The organism is Streptomyces cinerochromogenes (assembly GCF_014648635.1).
Lineage (GTDB): Bacteria > Actinomycetota > Actinomycetes > Streptomycetales > Streptomycetaceae > Streptomyces > Streptomyces cinerochromogenes.
On the sequence record NZ_BMRM01000011.1, the window covers coordinates 150018 to 173513 of the forward strand.

At 73.5% G+C, this 23496-nt stretch carries 18 protein-coding genes and 1 pseudogene; 10 read left to right on the forward strand and 9 right to left on the reverse strand.

The features are described 5' to 3' along the window. Nucleotides 1–81: 81 nt before the first annotated feature. Both IEZ20_RS22215 and IEZ20_RS22220 read right to left on the reverse strand, forming a co-directional pair. On the reverse strand, nt 82–1179 hold the full coding sequence (locus IEZ20_RS22215) for an MASE1 domain-containing protein (RefSeq protein WP_189301450.1): 1098 nt from the start codon (nt 1177–1179) through the stop codon (nt 82–84). A 133-nt stretch (nt 1180–1312) separates the two neighbouring features. Continuing rightward, nucleotides 1313–2644: a PP2C family protein-serine/threonine phosphatase gene (locus IEZ20_RS22220; protein WP_189301452.1), complete on the reverse strand. Its 1332-nt coding sequence runs from the start codon at nt 2642–2644 to the stop codon at nt 1313–1315. 649 nt (nt 2645–3293) lie between these two features. On the opposite strand from IEZ20_RS22220, the gene IEZ20_RS22225 reads away from it, so the two are divergent. Continuing rightward, complete coding sequence (locus tag IEZ20_RS22225) at nt 3294–5759, forward strand: SpoIIE family protein phosphatase (RefSeq protein ID WP_189301455.1); 2466 nt, start codon at nt 3294–3296, stop codon at nt 5757–5759. 104 nt (nt 5760–5863) lie between these two features. Here IEZ20_RS22225 and IEZ20_RS22230 read toward each other — a convergent pair whose 3' ends face one another. Both IEZ20_RS22230 and IEZ20_RS22235 read right to left on the reverse strand, forming a co-directional pair. Next, entirely contained in the window at nt 5864–6517 is a 654-nt protein-coding gene (locus IEZ20_RS22230; RefSeq protein WP_189301457.1) for a response regulator, read from the reverse strand. Further along, nucleotides 6514–7701, reverse strand: coding sequence for a sensor histidine kinase (locus tag IEZ20_RS22235; RefSeq protein WP_189301707.1), 1188 nt, complete (start codon nt 7699–7701; stop codon nt 6514–6516). The genes IEZ20_RS22230 and IEZ20_RS22235 overlap by 4 nt, the downstream gene beginning before the upstream one ends. Nucleotides 7702–7889: 188 nt before the next feature. Between IEZ20_RS22235 and IEZ20_RS22240 the strand changes: the two genes are divergently transcribed. Beyond that, nucleotides 7890–8453, forward strand: a complete 564-nt coding sequence (locus IEZ20_RS22240; protein ID WP_189301459.1) for a GlcG/HbpS family heme-binding protein — start codon at nt 7890–7892, stop codon at nt 8451–8453. 194 nt (nt 8454–8647) lie between these two features. Here IEZ20_RS22240 and katG read toward each other — a convergent pair whose 3' ends face one another. The 3 genes from katG to IEZ20_RS22255 form a co-directional block, all read right to left on the reverse strand. After that, nucleotides 8648–10873 carry a catalase/peroxidase HPI gene (gene katG / locus IEZ20_RS22245; protein ID WP_189301461.1) on the reverse strand — a complete coding sequence of 742 codons (2226 nt, stop codon included), beginning with the start codon at nt 10871–10873 and terminating at the stop codon, nt 8648–8650. 33 nt (nt 10874–10906) lie between these two features. Beyond that, complete coding sequence (locus IEZ20_RS22250) at nt 10907–11344, reverse strand: Fur family transcriptional regulator (RefSeq protein ID WP_189301463.1); 438 nt, start codon at nt 11342–11344, stop codon at nt 10907–10909. 325 nt (nt 11345–11669) lie between these two features. Beyond that, nucleotides 11670–12815, reverse strand: coding sequence for a glycoside hydrolase family 113 protein (locus IEZ20_RS22255; protein WP_189301465.1), 1146 nt, complete (start codon nt 12813–12815; stop codon nt 11670–11672). 385 nt (nt 12816–13200) lie between these two features. Here IEZ20_RS22255 and IEZ20_RS22260 point away from each other — a divergent pair, with 385 nt between their 5' ends. Further along, nucleotides 13201–14214: a hypothetical protein gene (locus IEZ20_RS22260; RefSeq protein ID WP_189301467.1), complete on the forward strand. Its 1014-nt coding sequence runs from the start codon at nt 13201–13203 to the stop codon at nt 14212–14214. Nucleotides 14215–14489: 275 nt separating this feature from the next. Here the strand turns inward: IEZ20_RS22260 and IEZ20_RS22265 are convergent, their stop codons facing one another. Together IEZ20_RS22265 and IEZ20_RS22270 are read right to left on the reverse strand one after the other, a co-directional pair. After that, nucleotides 14490–15311, reverse strand: coding sequence for a MerR family transcriptional regulator (locus tag IEZ20_RS22265; protein WP_189301469.1), 822 nt, complete (start codon nt 15309–15311; stop codon nt 14490–14492). A gap of 162 nt (nt 15312–15473) precedes the next feature. Further along, nucleotides 15474–15671 (reverse strand): annotated as a pseudogene (locus IEZ20_RS22270) (SDR family oxidoreductase); the annotation flags it as partial. A 101-nt stretch (nt 15672–15772) separates the two neighbouring features. Between IEZ20_RS22270 and ku the strand changes: the two are divergent. The 7 genes from ku (at nt 15773) to IEZ20_RS22305 (ending at nt 23456) form a co-directional block, all read left to right on the forward strand. Further along, nucleotides 15773–16933: a non-homologous end joining protein Ku gene (gene ku, locus IEZ20_RS22275; RefSeq protein WP_189301472.1), complete on the forward strand. Its 1161-nt coding sequence runs from the start codon at nt 15773–15775 to the stop codon at nt 16931–16933. A gap of 583 nt (nt 16934–17516) precedes the next feature. Beyond that, entirely contained in the window at nt 17517–18692 is a 1176-nt protein-coding gene (locus IEZ20_RS22280) for an acyltransferase family protein (protein WP_189301473.1), read from the forward strand. Nucleotides 18693–19033: 341 nt separating this feature from the next. Beyond that, entirely contained in the window at nt 19034–19927 is an 894-nt protein-coding gene (locus IEZ20_RS22285; protein WP_189301475.1) for an STAS domain-containing protein, read from the forward strand. Further along, entirely contained in the window at nt 19924–20301 is a 378-nt protein-coding gene (locus IEZ20_RS22290) for an STAS domain-containing protein (RefSeq protein WP_189301477.1), read from the forward strand. The genes IEZ20_RS22285 and IEZ20_RS22290 overlap by 4 nt, the downstream gene beginning before the upstream one ends. After that, entirely contained in the window at nt 20301–20747 is a 447-nt protein-coding gene (locus IEZ20_RS22295) for an ATP-binding protein (protein WP_189301479.1), read from the forward strand. Before IEZ20_RS22290 ends, IEZ20_RS22295 begins: the two co-directional genes overlap by 1 nt. Before the next feature lie 5 nt (nt 20748–20752). Next, nucleotides 20753–21805, forward strand: a complete 1053-nt coding sequence (locus tag IEZ20_RS22300; protein WP_373303957.1) for a SpoIIE family protein phosphatase — start codon at nt 20753–20755, stop codon at nt 21803–21805. Continuing rightward, nucleotides 21789–23456 carry a PP2C family protein-serine/threonine phosphatase gene (locus IEZ20_RS22305; RefSeq protein WP_189301483.1) on the forward strand — a complete coding sequence of 556 codons (1668 nt, stop codon included), beginning with the start codon at nt 21789–21791 and terminating at the stop codon, nt 23454–23456. Before IEZ20_RS22300 ends, IEZ20_RS22305 begins: the two co-directional genes overlap by 17 nt. Nucleotides 23457–23496 lie beyond the last annotated feature (40 nt).

Genomic DNA, 23496 nt, shown 5'->3' on the forward strand with positions numbered 1-23496 from the left:
GTTCGTGGTGCGGTCGGCTCCGAGCCCTCGGGCCGGTGCGCGGGGCCGGTGCGGCGGCGCTGCCGGTCGTCGCGTCGGCCGTCACGGCCGCCGGGTCGGACCGCCGCTCTCCTCCTCGTCGCTCCGGTCGCGGGGAAGAACCGGCGGGCCCCCGGTGTCCGGTGCGATCCGCGCCGCCATGTCGGCGAGCCGCCTGCACGTCTCTTCGATCTTCTGCTGGGCCTCGTTCCGTTCGGTGACGACCGCGGCGAGCAGCAGCGCGGTCATCGCGGCGGCGCCGTTGAACGCCTGCAGCGCGATCATGTTGGTGACCAGGGTGTGACCGGCGAACGGACCTGTCCCCCGGGTGGCCGCGAGGATCGCGCTGGTGGATACGGCCAGCGCGCAGGGCGCGGTTCCCGCGAGCTGGAAGCGGAAGGCGGCGCAGGTCAGCAACGGGAAGGCGAGGAAGGCCAGCGGTGGGGGTGCGTTCTCCAGGAGGCCGACGCCGATGGTGGCCGCGGCGAGCAGCATCGCCTCGTGCCACCGGGAGGGAGGCGCGTGCTTCGGCAGGTGTGCCGAGCGGAGCACGAGCAGCACCGGCGTGACCACCAGGACGCCCATCGCGTCGCCGGTCCACCAGACCCACCACGTGGGCCAGAACCCGCCGGCGGGCAGCTCGTGAGCCAGGCGCAGGGTGCCGCTGCCCACGGTCGCACTGATGAGCATGCCGGCGAATCCCCCGAGGAAGACCAGCGCGAGCGCGTCCCGGAACCGGTTGAGGCTGGGACGGAACCCCACGCGGCGAAGGAGCGCGCAGGAGCACAGGGGGGCGAGTGTGTTGCCCGTCGTGATCGCCAGTACGGCGGGGAAGGACGGCCCGAGGGAGAGGTTGATCAGGAAGGCGCCGAGCGCGATGCCGGGCCAGATCCGCGGACCGAACACGAGCAGGCCGGCCAGGGAGATGCCGGTCGGCGGCCACAACGGGGTGACCTGGCCGCGCACGAGCTGCTGGAACAGTCCCAGTTTCCCCGAGGCGTAGTACAGCGCGGCGACGGCGACGATCTGCAGGGCCGTCCTGCCGGCGCCGCGGAGCCCGCCGCGGCGGGCTCCGCGAGTCGTCGTGGAAGTCCCCCGGCCGGCCCTGGCCGGCCGGTCCCCGCCCGCTGCTCGTGCCGGGTCCACCGCACCGCTGCTCATCTGTGTGACCTTTCGACGTCTGCTCTGCCGGCCGGGGCTGCTTCGGGCGACCGCCCGGGAGGGAGTGGTGCGCTCTGCCGGTGCGCTCTGCCGGTCCCTGCTTCAGCCGTGTCGCGGAGGGCTGTCCGGCGCCTCAGCGCGGGGTGCGCAGGGCGAGGATGGCCATGTCGTCGTGCCCGTCGCTGGGATGGTGGTCGGCGAGGGCCTGCACCAGGTCCCGCAGGGGCAGGGCGGCGTGCGTGGTGGCTAGTTCGGCGAGGTGGTCCAGGCTCTCGTCGATGGGGTGGTCGGGGTGCTCGATGAGGCCGTCGGTGAAGAAGACCACGGTGGTGTCCCGGGGCAGGGGGTGGGTGTGGTCGGGACGGGACTGCGCGCTGTTGACGTTCAGCGGCAGTCCGGGCTCGGCGAACAGGTATTCCGCCCGGCCGCCGGGGAGGATCAGCAGAGGCGGGACGTGGCCCGCCGTGCTCCAGTGCAGCCGCCAGGCGGAGCCGGCGGGTTCGACCCGCGCCAGGCTGGTGGTGGTGACGGGGCTGTCGGTGATGGCCTCCAGGGTCAGATCGAGCTGGGCGAGGACCGCGCTGGGCGGAGTGCGCAGGGCGAACAGCAGTGCGCGCAGCATGTTGCGGGTGGAGGCCATGGCGGCGGCGGCGTGCAGGTCGTGGCCGACGACGTCGCCGATGACGACCGCCACCGCGCCGTCGGGCAGCAGGATGGCGTCGTACCAGTCACCGCCGACATGGTGGGGTTCGGCGGCGGGCTGGTAGACGGCGGCGGCGTCGAAAGGCCGCATGTCGGGCAGCGTCGGCAGCAGGAGCCGTTGGAACTGTTCGGACCCGGTACGCACCTGTTCGAGCAGGCGGACGTTCTCGATCGCGATGCCGGCGGCGCTGGAGAGCGCGACGACGACGTTCTCGTCGTGCACGTCGAAGGGTCGTCCGTCGCGTCGTTCGGAGAGGTAGAGGTCGCCGTAGATCTCGCCGCGGACGCTGATGGCGACGCCGAGCAGGGTGCCCATGCGCGGGTGGCCGGCCGGAAACCCGACAGAGGCCGGGTGCGAGGGGATGTCGTCCACCCGCAGAGGTTCGGGGTGGCAGATGAGGTGTCCGAGGACGCCCAGGCCGCGAGGAAACCCCACCCCGGCCAGGGCCGCACGTTCCTGCTCGGACAGGCCCGCGACGATGAACTGCTTAAGATACTCACCGGCCTCGTCCAGAACTCCCAGTGCCCCGTAGCGGGCGCCGACCAGGTCCATGGCGGTGGTCACGATGCGATGCAGCACCGCGGGCAGCTCCACCTCCCGGGTGATGGTCACCACCGCGTCCAGCAGGCCCTGGAGCCGGTTCTTGGCGGCGGACAGGGCATGCAGCTGATCGTCGATCCGGCCCAGTTCGGCGTCCAGACGTGCCAGCAGCTCAGGACGTCGCGGATGCTCCGCCGCCGCGCCCTCCTTGCCGCCCGCCATCACGACCGCCTGGCGGACCGGTACCCGGGCTCGGCCGCCTTCCGCGGGCAGAGGTCCGTGCCTGCGGGGGTCGGTGTGCCGTCGAAGGCGAGCCGGTGGACGGCCCCCGCGCGCGGCCGGGGGTCGGTGAGGACCTGGAGCAACAGCTTGGCGCCCTTCTTGTCCGGGTTCGGATGCCCGAACGAGCCGACGTCGCGGTGCGACGGACCGCCATGCCCGCTTCGGCGATGGCTGTACCGGTGCGGTTCAGCGGGAAGTGGGAGCCCCTCGTACGGCCACTCTCGCGGTCTGTGTGCCCACGGTCTCCTGACCCGACCGTGATCAACCCAGATCAGAATGTTCCGGCCAAATGACCTAATTCATACATTAGGCCAAAAGTGACATGCAGCACACCGGTCACACGAGGTGGCGCCCTGTGCCGTGCGGCGTTGCACCCGGCCGCTCAGCGACCGGAGCCGCCGTGGGCGAACGGCCGGCCGTTCGCCACGGAGCGCCCTGCGGTGCGTGCGCCGACGGGGTCGCCGGGCGGACGGCGCCGCCCTTCCGCCCAGGCGTTGTGCCTCCGCTCCCGCGAGCAGATCCTTGAAGGGAAGCACGCGGGCTGCGTCGCCTGCTGTGGCTCCGTGGTGACAGCGAGGACGGATGTGTCGTGACCACATCGACGATTGCCCCTGGGTCGGACGATCGGGGCGACCCGCTGAGTGTCACGCGCGCAGCCGTCGTCACGCTGGACGGCCGGAAGTGGGTGACCGGCTGGAGCCCGCAGGCCGAGCAGCTGCTCGGTTACCACGCGAAGGACATGCTCGGCCAACCGATCCGCGCGCTGTCGGTGCAGGCCGAGGGAGCCGACGAGGACTGGCTCGGCCCGCGGCGGGACGGCGCGGCGCCTGTGCACACGGTTCTCCGTCACCGGTCGGGCCGCTTCCTGCGCGCGGTGACGTCGCTGTACCAGCTTCCGGCCGGAGTGGCGGGCACCGCCTTTCTCCTGCTGCTGGCGGACGCCCGGGAACACGCGGAGTGGCAGCTGGGGCAGGCCATGCTGCAGGGCCTTGCCGCCGAATCCCCGGTGGCGCTGACGATCTACGGCCCCGACCTGCGGGTGGCATGGGCCAATGCCGCGGCGCGGAGCGAGCTGCCGGGGGAGTTCACGCAGTATCTGGGACGCAGCGAGAGTGAGCTGTACCCCGGCAGCCGGGTGCTGTCCCCCGGCCACCCGTCCTCGGTGACGCAGCTGATGAGAGAGGTGCTCGTCACCGGGCGGACGGTCGTGGATCTTCGGTACCAGGGACGGACCCTCGCGGATCCGGACCGTGAACACGTGTGGTCGCTGTCCTACTACCGGCTGCAGGACGCGGCGGGACAGACGCTGGGGGTGTGCGAGGAATCGGTCGACGTCACGGACCTGTACCGGGCCCAGAACAGACTGGCGCTGCTGAACGAGGCCGCTGCCCTGATCGGCAGCACCCTGGACCTCGACCGCACGGTGGAGGAATTCGCCGAGGTCCTGGTGCCCGAGGTCGCCGACTTCGTCGCCGTCGACCTGCTCGGTGCCGTTCTCGACGGGCGGGAACCCGATGTCCGCTCCGTCGGCCGGACGGGCGACGTGCGCCGGGCCGCCCACCGGTCCGTCCGCGAGGACCTGCCCGAAGTCGTCGTCCCGGCGGGCTGCACCGTCGGATATCCGGAGGGATCCCCGCAGTGGCAGTGTCTGTCCAGTGGGTATCCCGTACTGAACGCCGTGCTGGCTCTGTCCAGCCCCTGGCTGGTGAGGGACGCCGAGCGCAGCTCGCGCATGCGGGAGCTGGGCATCCATTCCCACATGGTGGTTCCGCTCCGCGCGCGCGGCGTGACCATGGGGGCGGCGACGCTGATGCGGTGGCGCAATCCCGAGTCCTTCCTCCCCGATGACCTGCTGCTCGTCGAAGAGCTCGCTGCCCGCGCCGCCGTCTGCATCGACAACGCACGCCGGTTCACCAGAGAGCACCACTCCGCGCTCATGCTGCAGCGCAGCCTGCTGCCGCACGACATGCCCGCGCACACGGCCGTGGAAGCCGCCTACCGCTATCTGCCCGCCGACACGGAGGCCGGGGTGGGCGGCGACTGGTGCGACGTGCTGCCTCTCGCGTGCGCCCGGGTGGGGCTGGTGGTCGGCGACGTCATCGGCCACGGCCTGCGTGCCGCGGCCACCATGGGCCGGCTTCGCACCGCCGTGCACACGCTGGCCGACCTGGATCTGCCGCCCGACGAACTGCTGGCCCACCTCGACGACCTGGTCCAGCGTCTGGCCGAGGAGGCCGAGACCGCGCACCCCTTCGCCGCGGAGGGGGTGGTCGGCGCCACCTGTCTGTACGGTGTCTACGACTCGGTCACGCGCCGTGCGACGTTCGCCAGCGCCGGGCACCCGCCACCCGCCCTCGCCCACCGGAACAAGCCGGTGGAGTTCTGCGACGTCCCGCCCGGCCCGCCGCTCGGTGTGGGGGGCATGCCCTTCGAGTCGGTGGAGGTGGACATCCCGGACGACTGCGTCCTGGCCCTGTACACCGACGGTCTGATCATGGCCTCCGAGCGCGATGCGGACATCGGTCTGGCGCGGCTGTGCTTCGCCCTCGCTCATCCGGAGCGCCCCCTGGAGGAGATCACCGGCACCATGGAGCGCATCCTGCTGCCCGATCATCCCGCCGACGACGTCGCCTTCCTGGTCGCCCGGCCCTGCCCCCTGCCTGCCGACCGCGTCGCCTCCTGGGAACTGGCCTTCGAACCGGAAGCGGCCGGGTACGCCCGGTCACTGGTCGGCGAGCGCCTCGCCCAGTGGCGGCTCGAGGATCTGTCCTTCTCCGCGGAACTGATCGTCAGCGAACTGGTCACCAACGCGATCCGCCATGCCCGCGGCCCCATCTCCCTGGACCTGATCCGCACCGAGAACCGCCTCATCTGCGCGGTCTCGGACAGCAGCAGCACCTCCCCCCACATGCGACGGGCGAGACTCGGCGAGGAAGGAGGCCGCGGCCTCTTCCTGGTGGCACAGTTCGCCGCGCGCTGGGGCACCCGCCACACCGCGAACGGAAAGATCATCTGGGCGGAAATGCCCGCCCCGGCGGCGGAGACGCTCCTCTGACGTGGACGTCGCCGGCCTGCGGACGGTGACCGAGCGCCCGTAGCCCGGCTTCGCGTCGAGCGGGACGTGCCGGCAGCCGTCTCATCGGCGTCTGTTCCCCTGCGCTACGGAAGCAGCCGCTGTTCCTTCGCCACCGCTACCGCGCCCGCCCTCGTGTCCACACCGAGTTTGTCGTAGATACGGCGGAGGTGGGTCTTGACGGTGGCCTCGCTGATGTAGAGGGCGCGGGCGATGGCGTGGTTGGGGAGGCCCTGGGAGAGGTGGGAGAGGATGTCGCGTTCGCGGGGAGTGAGGGAGGGGCGTGGGTTGCGCAGACGGGACATGACGCGGTCGGCGACCGGGGGTGAGAGGGCCGGGCGGCCCTGGGCGGCGGCGTGGATCGCCGTGAAGAGGTCCTCGGCGCGCTCGGCCTTCAGGAGATAGCCGGTGGCGCCCGCCTCGACGGCGCGGGTGACATCGGCGTCGGTGTCGTACGTCGTCAGGACCAGGACGTGCGGGGCGGACGGCGCGGCGCGCAGACGCCGGGTGGTCTCCACGCCGTCGATGCCTTCGCCGAGCTGCAGGTCCATCAGGACGACGTCCGGGTCGGTCTTGCGGGCGAGGGCGAGGGCCTCCTCGCCGCTGCCGGCCTCGCCGACGACCTCGATGTCCGGTGCGCTGTGCAGGAGGGCCAGCAGGCCGGCGCGTACGACGGCGTGGTCGTCGCAGACGAGGATGCGTACCGGTGGGCGTGCGGCCGTGTCGGGGGCGCGGGTCATCTTGGCTCCAGCGGGATCGCGGCCGACAGGGCCGTGCCCTCGCCCGGTGCCGACTCGATGGTGAGGGTGCCGCCCAGCTGGCGCAGGCGGGCGCGGATGGCGGGCAGGCCGTGGCCGCGGGAGTCCGCCGCGAGAGCGAACGGGGTCTGCGGGTCGAAGCCGTGGCCGTCGTCCGTGACGTCCAGGACGATCTGGTCGTCCAGGCAGGTCAGGGTGAGGGTGGCGGTCGTGGCCTCCGCGTGTTCCCGGACGTTGGCGAGGGCGCCCTGGGCGATGCGGAGCAGGGCCGACTCCACCGGGGCGGGCAGGGGGTCGGGCGGGCTGCCCTCGGTGTGGACGCGGACGGCGAGCGCGGGTGTCGTCTCTCGTTCGGCGACGGCGCGCAGTGCCTGGAGCAGGCCGCCGCCCTCGGCCAGGTCGGCGGGGGTGAGGTCGTGGACGAAGCGACGGGCCTCGGCGAGGCTGCGCTCGGCGATCGCCGCCGCCGTACGGACGTGGTCCCGGGCGGTGCCGGGCGCGGTGTCCCACAGCCGGTCGGCCGCCTGGAGCAGCATGCGCTGGCTGGACAGGCCCTGGGCGAGGGTGTCGTGGATCTCCCGGGCGAGCCGTTCGCGTTCGGCGAGGGTGCCCTCGCGGCGCTCGGTGGCGGCCAGCTCGCGCCGGGTGCGGACCAGGTCGTCGATCAGGGCGTCCCGGCGGGCCGCCTGGCGTTGCATGACGACGAAGACGGTGGTGGCCACGGCGGCCACCGCGGGCGGGGCCAGCAGCACGTTCGGGTCCGCCCAGCCGGCCAGGCGGAGCTGGGCGGCGACCGCGAGCGCCGTCAGCAGGGCGACGAGCGGGATCGCGGCGCGGGCCGGGAGCGTGCGCAGGCCGGTGTAGAAGAGCGGGACCGCGCACCAGGCAAAGCTCGGGGCCAGGACGACGAGCAGTGCCCAGGCCGCCACGACCAGGCCGAGCCAGGTCAGGCGGCGCGGGGCGGGCCGGGTGCCGAGGGCGGGTCCGAGGGCGTAGAGCACGGCCAGCAGCAGGGAGAGGGCGATCACCCCGGGCGTGTGGGGGCCGTCGGCGTGCCGGGCCAGATAGCGGGCGACGGACGCGGCCAGCAGCACGTAGAACGCCGTGTGCATGACGACGGTGAGGGCGCGGGTGGCGTCGCGCTCGGGTACGGCCACCGTCGGCACCTCCCTCGGCTCCGCGCTGAACTGGGCAAACACCCTCCATTGTGCCCAGGCCCGCAACGCGGGGGGTCATCCGATCGGATGACCCCCCGGGCATCCGGTCCGTCGACGGGACGCGGCCGGTTCCGGGCCGAGGATCGGTTCCGGGAGCCAGTGACGCTCCCCCCGGTTCTCCTGGAAGGTTCCCCAGCATGCCCAGCCGCAAGAACCCGTCCCGCCGTACCCGCGTCCTCGTGGGCGGCGCCGCCCTGGCCGTCCTCGGTGCCGGTGCCGCCGGCACGGTCGCCGCCAACGCCGCCGACTCCACGGACGCAGCTCCCGCCGCCCCCGCCGCAGCCCGCGGCGGCGAGCTGACCCAGAGCACGCACCTCACCCTGGAGGCCGCCACGAAGGCGGCGCGCGCCGCGGTGGAGGCGGCCGAGAAGGACGGCCGGCACGTGTCGGTGGCCGTCGTCGACCGCAACGGCAACACCCTGGTCACCCTGCGCGGCGACGGCGCCGGCCCGCAGTCGTACGCGTCCGCGGAGCGCAAGGCGTACACCGCGGTGTCCTGGAACGCGCCGACCTCCGAGCTGGCCGGGCGGCTGGCGCAGGCGCCGGCCCTGAAGGACATCCCGGGCACGCTGTTCCTCGCGGGCGGCACGCCGGTGACCGCCAAGGGCGCCCCGGTCGCGGGCATCGGCGTCGCCGGCGCACCGTCCGGCGACCTGGACGAGCGGTACGCGCAGGCGGGCGCGGCGGTGCTGGGTCGCTGACGGACCGGCATCCGGTCCCGCCGGGACAGCAGGACGTCCGGGTGCTCCCGGCTGGGCGCACCCGGACGTCCTGTTCGGCTTCAACCGGTCAGGCGAGGCCGTACCGGCCGGTCGGCGGGGTGGAAGCCGCCGGTCGGCTTCGTACCGGCCGGCCGGAAGAGGTCCGGCCGGCCGGTCCGCCCGGTGCCGGTCGGTCAGGCGAGGTCGAAGCGGTCCGCGTCCATGACCTTGTTCCACGCGGCGACGAAGTCCTTGACGAACTTCTCCTTCGCGTCGTCGCTGGCGTAGACCTCGGCGAGCGCGCGCAGCTCGGAGTTGGAGCCGAAGACCAGGTCGGCACGGCTGCCGGCCCACTTCACCTCGCCGGTCACGGCGTCGCGGCCCTCGAACGTGGTCTGGTCCTCGGAGACCGCCTTCCACGTCGTCCCCATGTCGAGCAGGTTGACGAAGAAGTCGTTGGTCAGGACGCCGGGCGTCGTGGTGAGGACGCCGAGCTGCGACTGCTGGTGGTTGGCGCCGAGGACGCGCAGACCGCCGACGAGCACCGTCATCTCGGGGGCGCTCAGGTCCAGCAGGTTCGCCTTGTCGAGCAGCAGGTACTCGGCCGGCAGGCGGTTGCCCTTGCCGAGGTAGTTGCGGAAGCCGTCCGCGGTCGGCTCCAGCGCCTCGAAGGACTCGACGTCGGTGTGCTCCTCGGTCGCGTCCACACGGCCCGGGGTGAAGGGCACCCGGATCTCGAAGCCGGCTTCCTTGGCGGCCTTCTCCACGGCGGCGGCACCGCCGAGGACGATCAGGTCGGCCAGGGAGACCTTCTTCGCGCCGGAGGAGGCGTTGAACTCCTGCTGGACGTTCTCCAGGGTGCGCAGCACCTGGGCCAGCTGGTCGGGGTCGTTGACCTCCCAGCCGCGCTGCGGGGCGAGGCGGATACGGGCGCCGTTGGCGCCGCCGCGCTTGTCGCTGGCGCGGAAGGTGGAGGCGGACGCCCACGCGGTGGTGACCAGCTGGGAGACGGACAGGCCCGATTCGAGCAGCTTGGTCTTCAGGGTGGCGATGTCGGCGTCGTCGATCAGCTCGCCCTCGCGCTCCGGCAGCGGGTCCTGCCACAGCAGGGTCTCCGCCGGGACCTCCGGGCCGAGGTACAGCGACTTCGGGCCCATGTCACGGTGGGTGAGCTTGTACCAGGCGCGGGCGAAGGCGTCCGCGAACTCCTCCGGGTTCTCGTAGAACCGGCGGGAGATCGGCTCGTAGATCGGGTCGAAGCGCAGCGAGAGGTCGGTGGTCAGCATGCGCGGACGGTGCTTCTTCGACGGGTCGTGCGCGTCCGGGATGATCTCCGGGGCGTTCTTCGCGACCCACTGGTGGGCGCCGGCCGGGCTCCGCTCCAGCTCGTACTCGTACTCGAAGAGGTTCTTGAAGAACCCGTTGCTCCACTGGGTCGGCGTGGCGGTCCAGGTGACCTCCAGGCCGGAGGTGATGGCGTCCCCGCCCTTGCCGGTGCCGTAGGTGCTCTTCCAGCCCAGGCCCTGCTCCTCCAGCGAGGCGGCCTCGGGGTCGGGGCCGACGTGGTCGGCCGGGCCCGCGCCGTGGGTCTTGCCGAAGGTGTGGCCGCCGGCGATCAGGGCGACGGTCTCCTCGTCGTTCATCGCCATGCGGCGGAACGTCTCACGGATGTCGCGGGCCGCGGCGATCGGGTCCGGGTTGCCGTTGGGGCCCTCCGGGTTGACGTAGATCAGACCCATCTGGACCGCGCCGAGCGGGTTCTCCAGCTCGCGGTCGCCGGTGTAGCGCCGGTCGTCCAGCCAGGTGGTCTCGGGGCCCCAGTAGACGTCCTCCTCGGCCTCCCAGACGTCCGCGCGGCCGCCGCCGAAACCGAAGGTCTTGAAGCCCATCGTCTCCAGGGCGACGTTGCCGGTGAGAACCAGCAGGTCGGCCCAGGAGATGCTCTGGCCGTACTTCTTCTTGACCGGCCACAGCAGACGGCGGGCCTTGTCGAGGTTGCCGTTGTCCGGCCAGCTGTTGAGCGGGGCGAAGCGCTGCTGGCCGGCGCCGGCGCCGCCGCGGCCGTCACTGATGCGGTAGGTGCCCGCGCTGTGCCAGGCCATACGGATCATCAGGGGGCCGTAGTTGCCGAAGTCGGCGGGCCACCAGTCCTGCGACGTGGTCAGCACCTCGGCGATGTCCCGCTTCACGGCCGCGAGGTCGAGGGCCTTGAAGGCCTCCGCGTAGTCGAAGTCCTCATCGAGGGGGTTGGCCACGGCCGGGTTCTTGGCGAGGATCTTCAGGTTGAGCCGCTCCGGCCACCACTGGCGGTTGCCGCCACCCTGGGTCGGGTGCAGGGCCCGGTCGTGCGCGACGGGGCAGCCGCCGCTCCCCTCCTCCGACTTCGCGTCTGTGACGATCGCGTCGTGGTTCTCAGTCATGGCAATCCTTCCGAACTGTGCGGAACTCGGTGCTCAGGAACTGCGGCCGGTGGAACACTCGGGGCACAGGCCCCAGTACACGACCTCGGCCTCGTCGATGGCGAAACCGTGGTCGTCGGCGGCGGTCAGGCAGGGCGCGTCGCCGACGGCACAGTCGACGTCGGCGACGGCACCGCAGGACCGGCACACGATGTGGTGGTGGTTGTCCCCCACGCGCCCCTCGTACCGGGCCGGGTGGCCGGCCGGTTCGATACGGCGTACGAGGCCCGCCGCGGTCAGCGCGTGAAGGGCCTCGTAGACGGCTTGCAGGGAGATATGGCCTACGCGATCGCGGACTCCGGAGGCGATCGCCTCGACGCCGAGGTGGTCGCCGTCCCGGACGGTCTCCAGCAGCGCGACGCGGGCGGCCGTCACGCGCAGGCCGGCACCGCGCAGCTCCTCGGCGGTGGTCGGGGTCGGGGAGGCGGTCATGCGGCCGAACCTACCCTCATAAACACGAGGGGTTCAAGAAAACTAACCATGCAATTTTGGCCGTGTCGTGTCACCCGGCGTCCACCTCCGGGCCGTTACGGCATCCGCCCGAAAATGCCCCCGCTTTTGCAGCCGCACGTTTCCGGCCGAACCCGCCCGGCCCGCCCGGCCCGGTGGCCGCTGGTGGTCCGGCGGGCGGTCGGAGACCGAGTCCTGCCCCTGCCCGCACCATGGTGCCCCGGACCGGGGCCGGGCGCGCGGCGAACCGGCCTCGCCCGCCCCCGCTCCCCCAACCTCCCCTCGATGGCCCCCTTTCGGCGCCTGCCTACCCGCGGCCGCCCTCCCCGCGGGCCGCCCGGTACCGGTGGGCCAGGGCGTGGAACGCCTGCTTCGGCTCCCAGTGCCAGTCGGAGTGCGGGTCGTCGGGGCGGTCCTTGACGGTCCTGGTGATGGCGTAGCTCGCCATGTCGAGGTCGTGGCGGGGGTCGTCGGGGCGGTGCGGGGCGTCGGGGGTCACGAACTCGAAGGCCATCGCCGCGTACAGGTCCATCGAGGAGAACACGTCGAGCAGCTGCGTGAGGTACGCCGCCTGGGTGCGCTCGCTGCGGACCAGGTCGCCCTTGATCTCCTCGGGCTTCTTGTCGTGGTCCACGACGTCCCAGCCCATGCCGCCGGCCTCGGGCGCCCCGACGTAGGCGCAGGTGCCGAACTCGGTGACGGCCAGCGGCTTCCCCCAGCGCAGATGGCGGCCCAACTCCCGTACGTGGTCGGCCCTGCGGGGGTAGTACGCGTAGTAGTCGATGCCCACGATGTCGAACAGCCGCCAGTCGACCCGGTCGTCCTGGGCGGCGGCGTAACTGAGCCGACCGTGGAAGACGGACCTGCCGACCGCGGCGGCCTTCGCCGTGAAGCTGTCCAGCCGGCGCTGCATCGCGACGGGGTCCACCCGGCCGTCGAGCAGGTTCCGGATGCGTTCGAGGGCGGTGGCGCCGGGCACGATCCCCGGCACGAACAGCCAGAACTCACAGCCGACGCTGAGGTCCACGGCCGCTCCCTGCCGGCGCAGCCGCTCCGCGAACCGGCCGGTCTCGGCGAGGTGTTCCAGGATGTCCCGCTCAGGGACGTCACCGAGGGTCGGCTGGAGCCAGACGCGCAGCCCCCGCTCGGCCGCCTCGGCGGCGGTGGCCGTGAGACGTGCCACCCCGTCCCCCGTCACGTCCACGGTGTCGGCGTACAGCTCGTCGCGGATGACCCGGATGTCCTCCCGCATCCGGGTCACGCTGAAGGCGGTGCCCGGCGTCTCCCCCTGACCCACGGTGTACACGACCCCGTGGTGGCGCAGTCCGCGCCGCGCGGCCCGGGCCGGTCCCGACGGCAGCACGGCCGCGGCGAGCCCCGCGGACGCCATACCGGCCAGGAACTGGGCGCGCCTGATCCCCTTGGGTGCTTTGTCTCCCCTGCTCTTCTGCATACGGCCACCCTGCCGGGCCCGGCCCTCCCGGCGCCGTCCGCCGACGGTCTACGGATGGGGGCCGACGGTCTAGGGGGCGGGGTCGACGGTCTAGAGGTTGCGGAACGACGGTCCAGGGGTTCGGGGCCGACGGTCCAGAGGTTCCGGGACGACGGCCCACGGGATCCGGGACGACGGCCCGCGGGATCCGGGGCGACGCGCCAGGGGTCGGGGGCGAAGGGCGGTGATCCGGTCCCGAAAGTCGCGGTGCGCCTGAGGGCCGGTCTTGTGGTCCGGTCTTGTGGTCCGGTCTTGTGGACCGCGCACATGAGGAGAAAGGGCACGGACCGGGTCGGGGATGAGAAACTCGGACTCTGTCGTCAAGAGGCCGTCGAGAGGGACGCCGGTGGATCTGGACGCCGTCGCCGACGAGCTGTACGGACTACGGCCGGAGGAGTTCGTGGCCGCCCGTGACCGCCGTGCCCTGGACGCCCGCAAGGCCGGTGACGAGGCCCTCGCCAAGGAGATCGGCGCGTTGCGGCGGCCGAGCCTCGCCGCCTGGGTCAGCAACCTGCTGGTACGCCGGCAACGGCAGGAGGTCGAGCCGCTCCTGGAACTCGGCGAGGAGCTGCGCCGGGCGCACCGCGAGCTGGATGGCGGCCGGCTGCGCGGGCTGGCCCGCCGGCAGAGCGAGGTGATCGGCTCCCTCGGGCGGCAGGCACGGCTGCTGGCCGCGGAGGCCGGGCGTCCGGTGGGCGACGGGGTCCAGCGGGAGGTCGAGGAGACGCTGCACGCCGTACTCGCCGACCCGGAGGCCGGTCGTACCTGGGCCGAAGGGCGGTTGGTCAAGCCGCTCAGCGCCACGTTCGGTTTCCCCCAGGCCGACGAGAGCGTCCTCGCGCACCGCCCCGCTCCCCCGGCGACGACCGGAACCGCACGGCGCGGCGAGGGCGGGAAGAGCAGCGCGCGCGACGGGAAGAGCGACACGCGAGAGGCGAAGCGACCGCGCGGCAAGACCGAGGACGGCAAGGGCGGCAGGGACCGCGAGGGTGGCGAGGACGAACTCGCACGGCGCCGCCGCCTCAACGAGGCCCGCAAGGCCGTCCGCGACGCCGAACGCGACCTCCACGCCCGCGAGACGGAGGCCGAGGCCGCCGAACGGGCGGTGGAGGAGGCCCGCGCCCGGTTGACCGACGCCGAGGGGCGGATCCGGGAGCTGCGGGAACGGCTGGGGCGCGCCGAGGAGGAACAGCGGCGGGCCCGCGAGGAGGAGCGGAATGCGCGGGAACGGGCGCGCGAGGCCGCCCGCGCCGTCGGAGGGGCCCGCCGCCGGGCCGCAGCGGCCACCGCCGAGGCGGAACGGCTGGGCGCCGACGCGGGGACCCGCTCCCACCGACGTAGTACGGGGGATCCCCGGTGACACGGCACCCCGACCCGGGAACCCGCTGACGCGGGTGCCGGACCCGCGATACCGATGACGCGGATCGCAGGCACGGGATCGCCCCAGAACCCCGGTCCCGGTGGCGCGGCTTCCGGGCACGGGATCGCCCCGGAACCCCGCTCCCCGGTGACGTGGCCTCCGGGCCCGGAAGTCCGGTGACGTACGCGCGTCCCCGGCGGTGCGGCCGCGCGCCCCGCCACGAGCACGCGGCCCCGGTGCCGTAGGCGCGAACCGCCGCCGGGCCCCCGGTCCGGTCAGGCCCGGATCACCGGTGCCTGGAGTTCCGTCACCCAGTCGTCACGGTTCTCGGGGCACTCCAGGTTGATCTCGCGGGGGTACCCGGTCGACCGGTAGCCGTTGGCGTCGATCCAGTGGGCCAGAGCCTGGGCGGTGGGCACGACGGCGTCCATCGAGCCGCGGTGGACGATGGTCGCCGCCTGGTCGAGGGCCGGCAGGTCGTGGACGCGGAAGGCGCCGTCCTGGAGCGGGGCGGAGACCTGGACGGCGGCGTGGACGCTGATCCTGCCGCCGCCCTCCGGGGCGTCCTCGTAGTAGGCGACGCCGGGACCGGTGGGCGTGATGCCCGCCGCGTCCAGGTGGCGGAAGAGCTGGTCGTAGAGCGGCGTGATGACCGGGCCGATCTCCTCGGGGTCGAAGCCGGCGGCGGTCGCGGTCAGCTCGGCCACCCGGAGGGTGCCGACGTTCTTGATGACGACGTCGTTCGTGGGCATGCGCCCCTCGCTCTCGATCGCTCGGAGCCTCGCCTCGACCTGGACCAGCCGTGCTTCCGCGGCGGCCACGGCCGTCTCCAGCTCGGCGCGCCGCAGCCGCAGCATGCCGCGCAGCTCCTCGGCGCCGACCTTCTCGTCCACGATGTCGCCCACCTGCTGGAGGGTGAATCCGAGGTCCTTCAGCGCGATGATCCGGTTGAGGCGGGCGAGTTGGGCGGCGGTGTAGTGGCGATAGCCGCTGACGGGGTCGACGTGGGCCGGGCGCAGCAGTCCGGTGGCGTCGTAGTGACGCAGCATCCGGACCGAGACGCGGCCGTGCCGGGCGAAGTCTCCGATGGTGAACATGATGTCTCCGAGTGGACCGCCTGACACGGTGTGAGGGTCAAGAAACTACTCGACGGGCGACGGACCGCGAAAGCGGCAGCCGGGCCCCCGGCCTGGTCGGCGTCCGGGTTCGGTACCCGCCGCCATGAGGCTCGGGCTCACCTCACCGGGGGCTGCGCGACCTCAGAGCGTTTTGACCGTGCCACCGTCGATGACGTAGTCGGCACCGGTGATGTTGCCGGCGACGTCGGAGAGGAGGAACGCGACCAGGGCCGCCACTTCTTCGGGTTCGGTGATCCGGCCGGTGGTGATGGCGAAGGCTTCCGGGATCTGCTGGAGGAACGCGGTGTGCTCCGCGCCGGCTCCGGCCGCCACACGACCGGGCGCGCGCCCGCGGGCCGGGCGCTCTACGGTGAGCGGACACAGCGAAGCGTTCGGAGCCGGCGGCCGATCGGCGAGAGTCCCGGACAGGAGGCGCGGCCATGGCGAGACCGATCTGGACCGGTGTGCTGACCTTCGGGCTGGTCACCCTGCCCGTGGGGCTGTACACCGCCACCCAGGACCACACCGTGCACTTCCACCAGCTCCAGCGCGGTACCTCCGACCGGATCCGCAACAAGCGGGTCAACGAGCGCACCGGCAAGGAGGTGGACACCGACCGGATCGTCAAGGGCTACGAGGTCGACGAGGGCGAGTACGTCGTCGTGGAGCCGGAGGAGCTGGAGGAGATCGCGCCGGGGCGGTCGAAGGTGATCGACCTGGCCGGGTTCGTGGACCTCCGCCGGGTGGAGCCGGTCTACTTCGACCGCACGTACTACGTCGGCCCGCGCGGCAAGGAGTACGTGCAGGTCTACGAGCTGATGCGGGCGGCGCTGGACCGTTCGGACAAGGCCGGCATCGCCACGCTCACCATGCGCGGCAAGGAGTACCTGACCGCGCTGCGCGCCCAGCCGGACGTCCTGGTGCTGCACACCCTGCACTGGGCCGACGAGGTGCGCGACCCCGCCGACGTGGTGCCCGGACTCCCGGACCGGCGCACCAGCGGCGACAGCAAGGAGCTGCGGACGGCCGAGCAGCTGATCGACGCCCTCACCATCGACTGGGACCCCGCGGACTACCGCGACACCTACGAGGAACGGGTCAAGGAACTCGTCGCGGCGAAGGCCAAGGGCGAGGAGGTCGTCGGCGAGGCGGAGCCGCCGGAGGCGACCAACGTCATCGACCTGATGGAGGCGCTCAGCCGCAGCGTCGAGCAGAGCCGCTCCCGGAACCGCGAGGGCGGCGGCACGCACCGGGCCGCGGAGGGGAGCAGCCGGGCCGCCGACCGGGAACAGCCCACGAAACGGAGCAGCCAGGCCACCGACCGGAAACAGCCCACGAAACGGAGCAGCCAGGCCACCGACCGGAAACGGCCCGCCCCTCGGAAACAGACCACCAGCCGGAAACAGTCCTCCGCCCGGAAACAGACCCCCGACCGCGAGCGCACCGCTCGCCCGGAGCGGAGGCAGCCGGCCGAGGACCTGGCCGCCCTGTCGAAGGCGGAGCTGTACGAGCGGGCGAGCGCCGCCGGCGTGCCGGGCCGCTCGAAGATGACCCGGGAGCAGTTGGCCGAGGCGCTGGGCCGACAGGGCACCGCGGCCTGACGGCTGCTCAGGCGGCCGGTCCGCGCGAGTCCTGGACCTGCTCGGGCCGGCGATCTACTCGGGCTGTCGGCCTGCTCGGACCGGCGGTCCCCCCAGACCGCCCATCCGGCCAGGCCGCCCAGGCCGCCCAACCGCCCAGGCCGCCCATCCGCCCATCCGCCCAGGCCGTCCGTCCCCCAGGCCGTCCGACCACCCAAGCCGGCCGTCCGCTCAGGCCGCCCCTCCCGCTCGCGCCGACGGCGGCCCCGTGGTGCCCCGGACCGCCGGCCTGACGTCCAACTCCGCTTGCCGGCGGTCCGGTGCCGGGCCCTCCAGGCGCTGGAAGGCACGGCCTGTGTGTTCACCCGGGCGGAGCGGGCCCGGCAGCCCTCGGTGTTCATGCCGGAGCGGATCCCGAAGGGGCCGTCACCGCGGCGAGCCTCGCTCACTCGTGCGGGTGCACCCCGTCCCGCCGTCCGTGGCATCCACGGCGGCCCGTCGTTCGGCAGCAGTGTGATGTTTGCCATGCGGCGTGATGGACGGGGGGTGAACGGGCAACGTTCCCCTTCATGCCCCACGCGAACCCCCTGCGGCAGGTGATGTGATGACCACGGCGACGACCCGGGCGCTCCGGACGCCGCCCGCCCGGACCGGCGCGGCGACCGCCGGGTCTCCCGCACCGGCCGTCCCGCCCTCGCTGCCGTCCCTCACCGGGCTGCGCTGGATGGCGGCGCTGCTGGTGTTCGGACTGCACGTGCACAACTTCGGCTGGTTCGGCGGCACCGGTGGCCGCCTCGTGTCCTGGGCCTTCGGCGCCGGCGCCACCGGAGTGTCGTTCTTCTTCGTCCTGTCCGGGTTCGTCCTGACCTGGTCCGCGCGGCCCCGGGACCGCGCGACGGCCTTCTGGCGGCGGCGCGTCGCCCGGATCTACCCGGTCCACCTGGCCACCCTCGCCGTCGCCCTCCTCATGGCCTGCACGCTGGCGCACCAGCCACGGCCGACGGCGAAGCAGGCACTGGCGAACGCGCTTCTGTTGCACTCCTGGTGGCAGCCGTGGTGGCAGACGCTGAACCCGGTGAGCTGGTCCCTGGCCTGCGAGGCCTTCTTCTACGCCGCCTTCCCGCTGCTCTTCCTGCTGCTGCGCCGGCTCGGTGCGCGCGGCTCGGCCGCGCTGGGCGGCCTCTCGGTGGCCGCGGTCCTGGTGCTGGCCTGGGCGGACGCCCACCACTGGTGGACCCACTCCATCTACTCCTTCCCGGCCGCCCGGCTGCCCGAGTTCGTGCTCGGCGCGGTCACCGCGCGGCTGGTGCTGCTCGGTCGCTGGCGCGGCCCCGGCCTGGAGGGCTCGCTCGCCCTGGCCGTCATCGGCTACTTCCTGGTCCCGCAGGTCACACCCGGCTACTCGGCCACCGTGTGCACCCTCGCCGGCTTCGCCCTGCTCATCCCCGCCGCCGCGGTCGCCGACCTGCACGGTCTGCCCTCCCTGTGGCGGCACCGGCGGATGGTGCGGCTCGGGGAGCTGTCGTTCGCCTTCTACATGATCCACCTGCTGGTGCTGTGCGCCGCGACCGAGCTGCTGGGCAGGAAGCCGCACTTCGGCGCCCTGGCGGGGCTGGCCGTCACCGCGGCCGCGTTCGCCGTCTCCCTCGGCCTGTCCTGGGCGCTGTACGAGGGGGTGGAGCGCCCGGCACGGCGTCTGCTGCTGCGCCGCCGCCGGCCCCCGCACGACCCGGACCCGGTGCCGGCCCGCCGGGAGGTCCCGGCCGCGGCGCGCGACTGACCCCGTCACCACGCCGGGCGCACGCCGGGAAGGGTGTCCGCCCGGCCCGGTGACCGGCCGCGTCACCCGGTGCGGACGCGGCCGGTCGCACGCGCGGGTGACGTGCGCAACAGCGAGGAGAGTCCCGCGGCTTTCGGGGTAGGCGGGTCCCGACACCGGCCCGGCGGCGCGCGCCGTCCGCCGCTCGGTGCACAGTGCTTCCGACCTGGGGGGAATTGCGTGAAAGCGGTGCCGAGAACCGCGTTTGGACGGCCGGGACGGGCCAGCTACGGTGGGCGGCCGGCAGTGATCGGCCACGGGGAGCCGGCCGACCGGCGGACCCGGCTGTGCGAGAGGAGAGGATGAGAGTGTCCGAACAGGACGCGGCCGGATCGGCACCGCAGATCGTCGGTTCCTTCCTGGAGCAACGCAAGGAGCAGATCGCCCAGCGCTGGGCCGACGCCCCCTTGTTCCGCTCGGTCTTCACCGTCTCCCGCGACGAGGCGGTCGAGGCGTGCAAGGCGGTGGTCGAGGCGCTGTCCGAGGTGGCGGTCAGCGGACGGCTGGAGGACGTGCGGGCGCCCGGCTTCGGCACCGTGCGCGAGCAGCTGGGGCGGATGTCCGCGACCCGGGCCCGGACCGGATCCACCCCGGCCCAGATCGCCGAGGAGGTGGCCGGGCTGCGTGCCCCCGCGGTCGAGCTGCTGCGCGAGGAGTTCGCCGATCCCGCCACCCCGCAGGCCCACGAGTGCGTCCTGGCGCTGACCCTGCTGCTGGGCACGCTGCGCCTGGTGGTGATGGAGACGGCGCTGGACGCCAACGCCGAGCTGATCGAACGGCAGCGCCAGCAGCTCCTCGAAGTGGCCACCCCGGTGATCAAGCTGTGGGAGGGCACGGTCGCCGTCCCGCTGATCGGGACCCTGGACAGCGCGCGCAGCCAGGTGGTGATGGAGTCGCTGCTGGAGGCCATCGTCGACCAGCGGGCCCGGTACGCGATCCTGGACATCACCGGGGTGCCGACGGTGGACTCGCTCGTCGCCCAGCACCTCATGAAGACGGTGGCCGCGGCGCGCCTGATGGGTGCCGAGTGCATCGTCTCCGGGATCCGCCCGGCCATCGCGCAGACCATCGTGCAGCTCGGCATCGACCTGGGCTCGGTGCTCACCCGTGCCTCGCTGTCCGACGCGCTGGCCTACGCGCTGGGCAAGCAGGGCATCGAGGTGTCCCGTGCGGACGCGGGTGCGAGCGCGCGGTGAACCAGCCCACTCCCGGTCAGCCGGCGGTCCCGGTGCTCGCCCTGGGCGACGTCCTGCTGGTCTCCCTGCAGGGCGAGTTGCACGACGGCATGGCCGAGCAGCTGCAGCACGACATCACCAGCCGGGTCGCCACCAGCGGGGTGACCGGTGTGGTGATCGACATCTCCGGGGTGGAGATCGTCGACTCGTTCCTCGGCCGGGTCCTCGCGGAGATCGCCTCCACGGCCCGGCTGCTGGCGGCCCGTACGGTCCTGGCCGGGATGCGGCCGGCCGTGGCGATCACCCTGGTCGAGCTGGGGCTCACCCTGCCCGGCCTGGTCACCGCCCTGGACGTGGACCGTGCCATGGAACTGCTGTCCCGGGGAGGGAGCTGATGCAGCAGTCCGGCCAGGCGTCCGCGACGAGCCTGCCCATCGGCTCGGACGCGGATCTGGCCTGGGTCCGGCAGCAGGTGCGGCAGTGCGCGGCGCAGCTCGGTTTCGGTCTGGTGCAGCAGACGAAACTGGTCACGGCGGCGAGCGAGCTGGCCCGCAACACGCTGGTGCACGGCGGCGGCGGACGGGCGGAGATCACGCCGCTGGACAACGGACGCACCCGGGGACTGCGGATGTGCTTCATCGACAGCGGTCCGGGCATCCGTGACCTGGAGCTGGCCATGACCGACGGGTACACCACCGGCGGCGGCCTCGGACTGGGGCTGAGCGGAGCGAAACGGCTGGTGCACGAGTTCAGCGTCGACACCGAGCCCGGCCGGGGGACGACCGTCACGGCCGTCGCCTGGGTGGCCCAGGTGCCCGCCTCGCGTCCGGGGGTGAGATGAGCCGGGTGTGGGAGGTCCCGGTGCACGACTCCACCCGGGTCCGGGACGCCCGGATCGCGGCCCGTGAGGCGTGCGCGGAGGCGGAGCTGGTCCCCGCGCGCTCGGCGGCCGCCGAGCTGGTCGCCACCGAGCTGGCCACCAACCTGCTCCGGCACGCGGGCGGGGGCCACATGGTGGTGAACCTCGTCGATCCGCCGACGGGCGGGGCGGGCACCTCGGTGCAGCTGTTCTCGCTCGACCACGGGCCGGGCATCGCCGACGTAGACGCCGCGCTGCGGGACGGCTGGTCCACCGCCGAGGGCTCGCTCGGCGCGGGCCTGGGCAGCTGTCGGCGCAGCGCCAGCGACTTCCACCTGTACAGCCTGCCGGGACGGGGGACGGTGGCGGCGGCCCGGATCGACCCGGAGGCCGGCAGGCGCGGCACTCGCGTGGCACCGGTGCCCGTGGGCGGGATCACGGTCGCCCTCGGGCGGGCCGAGGAGTGCGGTGACGCCTGGGGCTGGGTGCGGTCCGGGAGGCTGCTGACGCTGCTGCTCGCGGACGGGCTCGGGCACGGTCCGAAGGCCGCGCACGCCTCCTCCGCCGCGGTGGCCGAACTGCGCCGCTGCGCCGATCTGCCGCCGCCGGACATCCTGCGCCGGCTGCACGCGGTGCTGCGGCCGACCCGGGGCGCGGCGGTCGTCGTGGCCCAGGCGGACACCGAGCGGGGAGAACTCTGCTTCGCGGGGGTCGGCAACGTGGGCGCCCGGGTGCGCACCGGGGACTCCTGGACGTCCCTCGTCTCCCACCCGGGGATCGTCGGGGCGTACTTCCCGGCGCACGTTCCGGTGCGCCGGGTACCGTGGCGCGGGGACAGCCTGCTCGTCGTGCACAGCGACGGACTGCCCAGCCGCTGGAGGCCGCCGGAGGATCCCCGGCTGCTCGGCCAGGACCCCTCGGTGGTGGCCGCGGCGATCCTGCGCGACGCCGGCAGCCCCGCCCGCCCCACACGCGACGACACCAGCGTGGCCGTACTGGCCCCCGACCGCCGGACCAGCGCCCATGACAGCCGCCTCTGAGAAATGGACCATCGCCTCCGCTGCCGACGCGGCCCGTGCCCGCGCTCTGCTGGCGCGGATGCTGGCGGACGCCGGGGTGCCCGCGTTCGACCGTGCCCGCTTCCTGGCCGGGCTCGGTGCCCGGCTGCGCCGTGGCCTCGGTGCGGGCGGCGCGGACCTGGCCGTGACCGCCGGCCCGGGCGGGCGGCTGCGGGTCGCCCTGGGCGGGCCGGAACCCTGGGAGGACACGCTCGTCTGCCCCCTGCCCGTGACCGTGCCGCCGCCCGGCCCGGGCGGCGCCCCGCTCGCCGAGGCGCTGCTGGACGCCGACGCGGACGCCGAGACCCTGCTGGCGCGCCTGACGGAGACGGAGGAGCTTCTCCGTTTCCACCGGGAGGAGTTGCACCAGACGAACCAGGGCGTGCTGGCGCTGCACGCCGAACTGGAAGCGGCGGCGCGCGCACAGCGGGACCTCCTCGACGCCGAGCGGGCGGCGCGCGCGGAGGCGGAGAACGCCCGCCGTCTGCTGACCTTCCTGGCCAACGCGAGCGCGGCGCTGAACGCCTCCCTCGACCACGAGGACATCCTGCGCCGGCTGCCCGAGCTGCTGGTCCCGGAGTACGCGCGGCACGTTGACCTCTGGCTCGTGGACGACGAGCGGACCCCGCCGGGCGAACGGGCGGCGGCCACGGTGACTGCGGCGCGCACCGGCCGCCCCCAGCACGCGGGGCCCCACCCCGGTGAGCTGCCGGGCGTGGACGACCTGCCGGCCTCCGCGCTCTCCCCGGACCGGCCGCTGCTGTGCCTGCCGCTCGGCGCGCGCACCGTGCAGGGCGTGCTCACGCTGGCCGCGCCCGGCGACCGCTTCGACCCGGACACCACCGTCATGCTGCTGGAGCTGGCCCGGCGGGCGGGCATCGCCCTGGACAACGCCCGCCAGTACGAGCAGCACCGGGACGTCGCCGAGGCCCTGCAGCGCGCCCAGCTCACCGAGCTGCCCGCCACCCGGGGCCTGGACCTGGCCGCCCGCTATCTGCCGGCGACGCACGGACTGAACATCGGCGGCGACTGGTACGACGCTTTTCCGCAGCCGGACGGCAGTGTGCTGGCGGTGATAGGGGACGTCACGGGGCACGGGCTGCGCGCGGCCGTCATCATGGGCCAGCTGCGCACCGCGCTGCGCGCCTACGCCGTCGAGGGCAACGGCCCGGCGCGGATCCTCACCCTGCTGCACCGGATGCTCCGCCACCAGCAGCCGGAGCTGTACGCGACCTGCGCGATCGCCCGGTTCACGCCCGGCGAGCCGAAGGTGGTGTGGGCCGCCGCCGGCCATCCGCCGGCCCTCGTGCGCGGTCCCGGCGGCGAGGTGCGGGTGCTGGAGACCCGGCCGGGGATCATGCTGGGCGTTCCGGTGCCGTTCATCTACGAGGAGCACACCGTGGAGCTGCCGGCGGGGTCCACGCTCGCGCTGTACACGGACGGTCTGGTGGAGCGGCGGTCCGCCGGGATCGACGCGGGCATCGACCGGCTGGCGCAGGCCATGGGGGCGCTCGGTGCGGCGGATCTGGTGGATCTGGACGCGGCGGCCGACGCGCTGCTCAAGCCGATGCTGCACGACTCCGAGCACGACGACGACATCTGCCTGTTGCTGTGCCGCACCACGCTGGACTGAACCGCGTGGGCCGGCCCCCGTGGCGGGGGCCGGCGGTGCC

Bases quoted from the DNA above. Each gene is read 5' to 3' on its own strand.
- IEZ20_RS22250 (WP_189301463.1), bottom strand. From the start codon at position 11,344: ATGACCGCCTCCCCGACCCCGACCACCGCCGAGGAGCTGCGCGGTGCC.
- IEZ20_RS22295 (WP_189301479.1), top strand. From the start codon at position 20,301: ATGCAGCAGTCCGGCCAGGCGTCCGCGACGAGCCTGCCCATCGGCTCG.
- ku (WP_189301472.1), top strand. From the start codon at position 15,773: ATGGCGAGACCGATCTGGACCGGTGTGCTGACCTTCGGGCTGGTCACC.
- IEZ20_RS22285 (WP_189301475.1), top strand. From the start codon at position 19,034: ATGAGAGTGTCCGAACAGGACGCGGCCGGATCGGCACCGCAGATCGTC.
- IEZ20_RS22305 (WP_189301483.1), top strand. From the start codon at position 21,789: ATGACAGCCGCCTCTGAGAAATGGACCATCGCCTCCGCTGCCGACGCG.
- katG (WP_189301461.1), bottom strand. From the start codon at position 10,873: ATGACTGAGAACCACGACGCGATCGTCACAGACGCGAAGTCGGAGGAG.
- IEZ20_RS22255 (WP_189301465.1), bottom strand. From the start codon at position 12,815: ATGCAGAAGAGCAGGGGAGACAAAGCACCCAAGGGGATCAGGCGCGCC.
- IEZ20_RS22280 (WP_189301473.1), top strand. From the start codon at position 17,517: ATGACCACGGCGACGACCCGGGCGCTCCGGACGCCGCCCGCCCGGACC.
- IEZ20_RS22230 (WP_189301457.1), bottom strand. From the start codon at position 6,517: ATGACCCGCGCCCCCGACACGGCCGCACGCCCACCGGTACGCATCCTC.
- IEZ20_RS22240 (WP_189301459.1), top strand. From the start codon at position 7,890: ATGCCCAGCCGCAAGAACCCGTCCCGCCGTACCCGCGTCCTCGTGGGC.
- IEZ20_RS22265 (WP_189301469.1), bottom strand. From the start codon at position 15,311: ATGTTCACCATCGGAGACTTCGCCCGGCACGGCCGCGTCTCGGTCCGG.
- IEZ20_RS22215 (WP_189301450.1), bottom strand. From the start codon at position 1,179: ATGAGCAGCGGTGCGGTGGACCCGGCACGAGCAGCGGGCGGGGACCGG.
- IEZ20_RS22220 (WP_189301452.1), bottom strand. From the start codon at position 2,644: ATGGCGGGCGGCAAGGAGGGCGCGGCGGCGGAGCATCCGCGACGTCCT.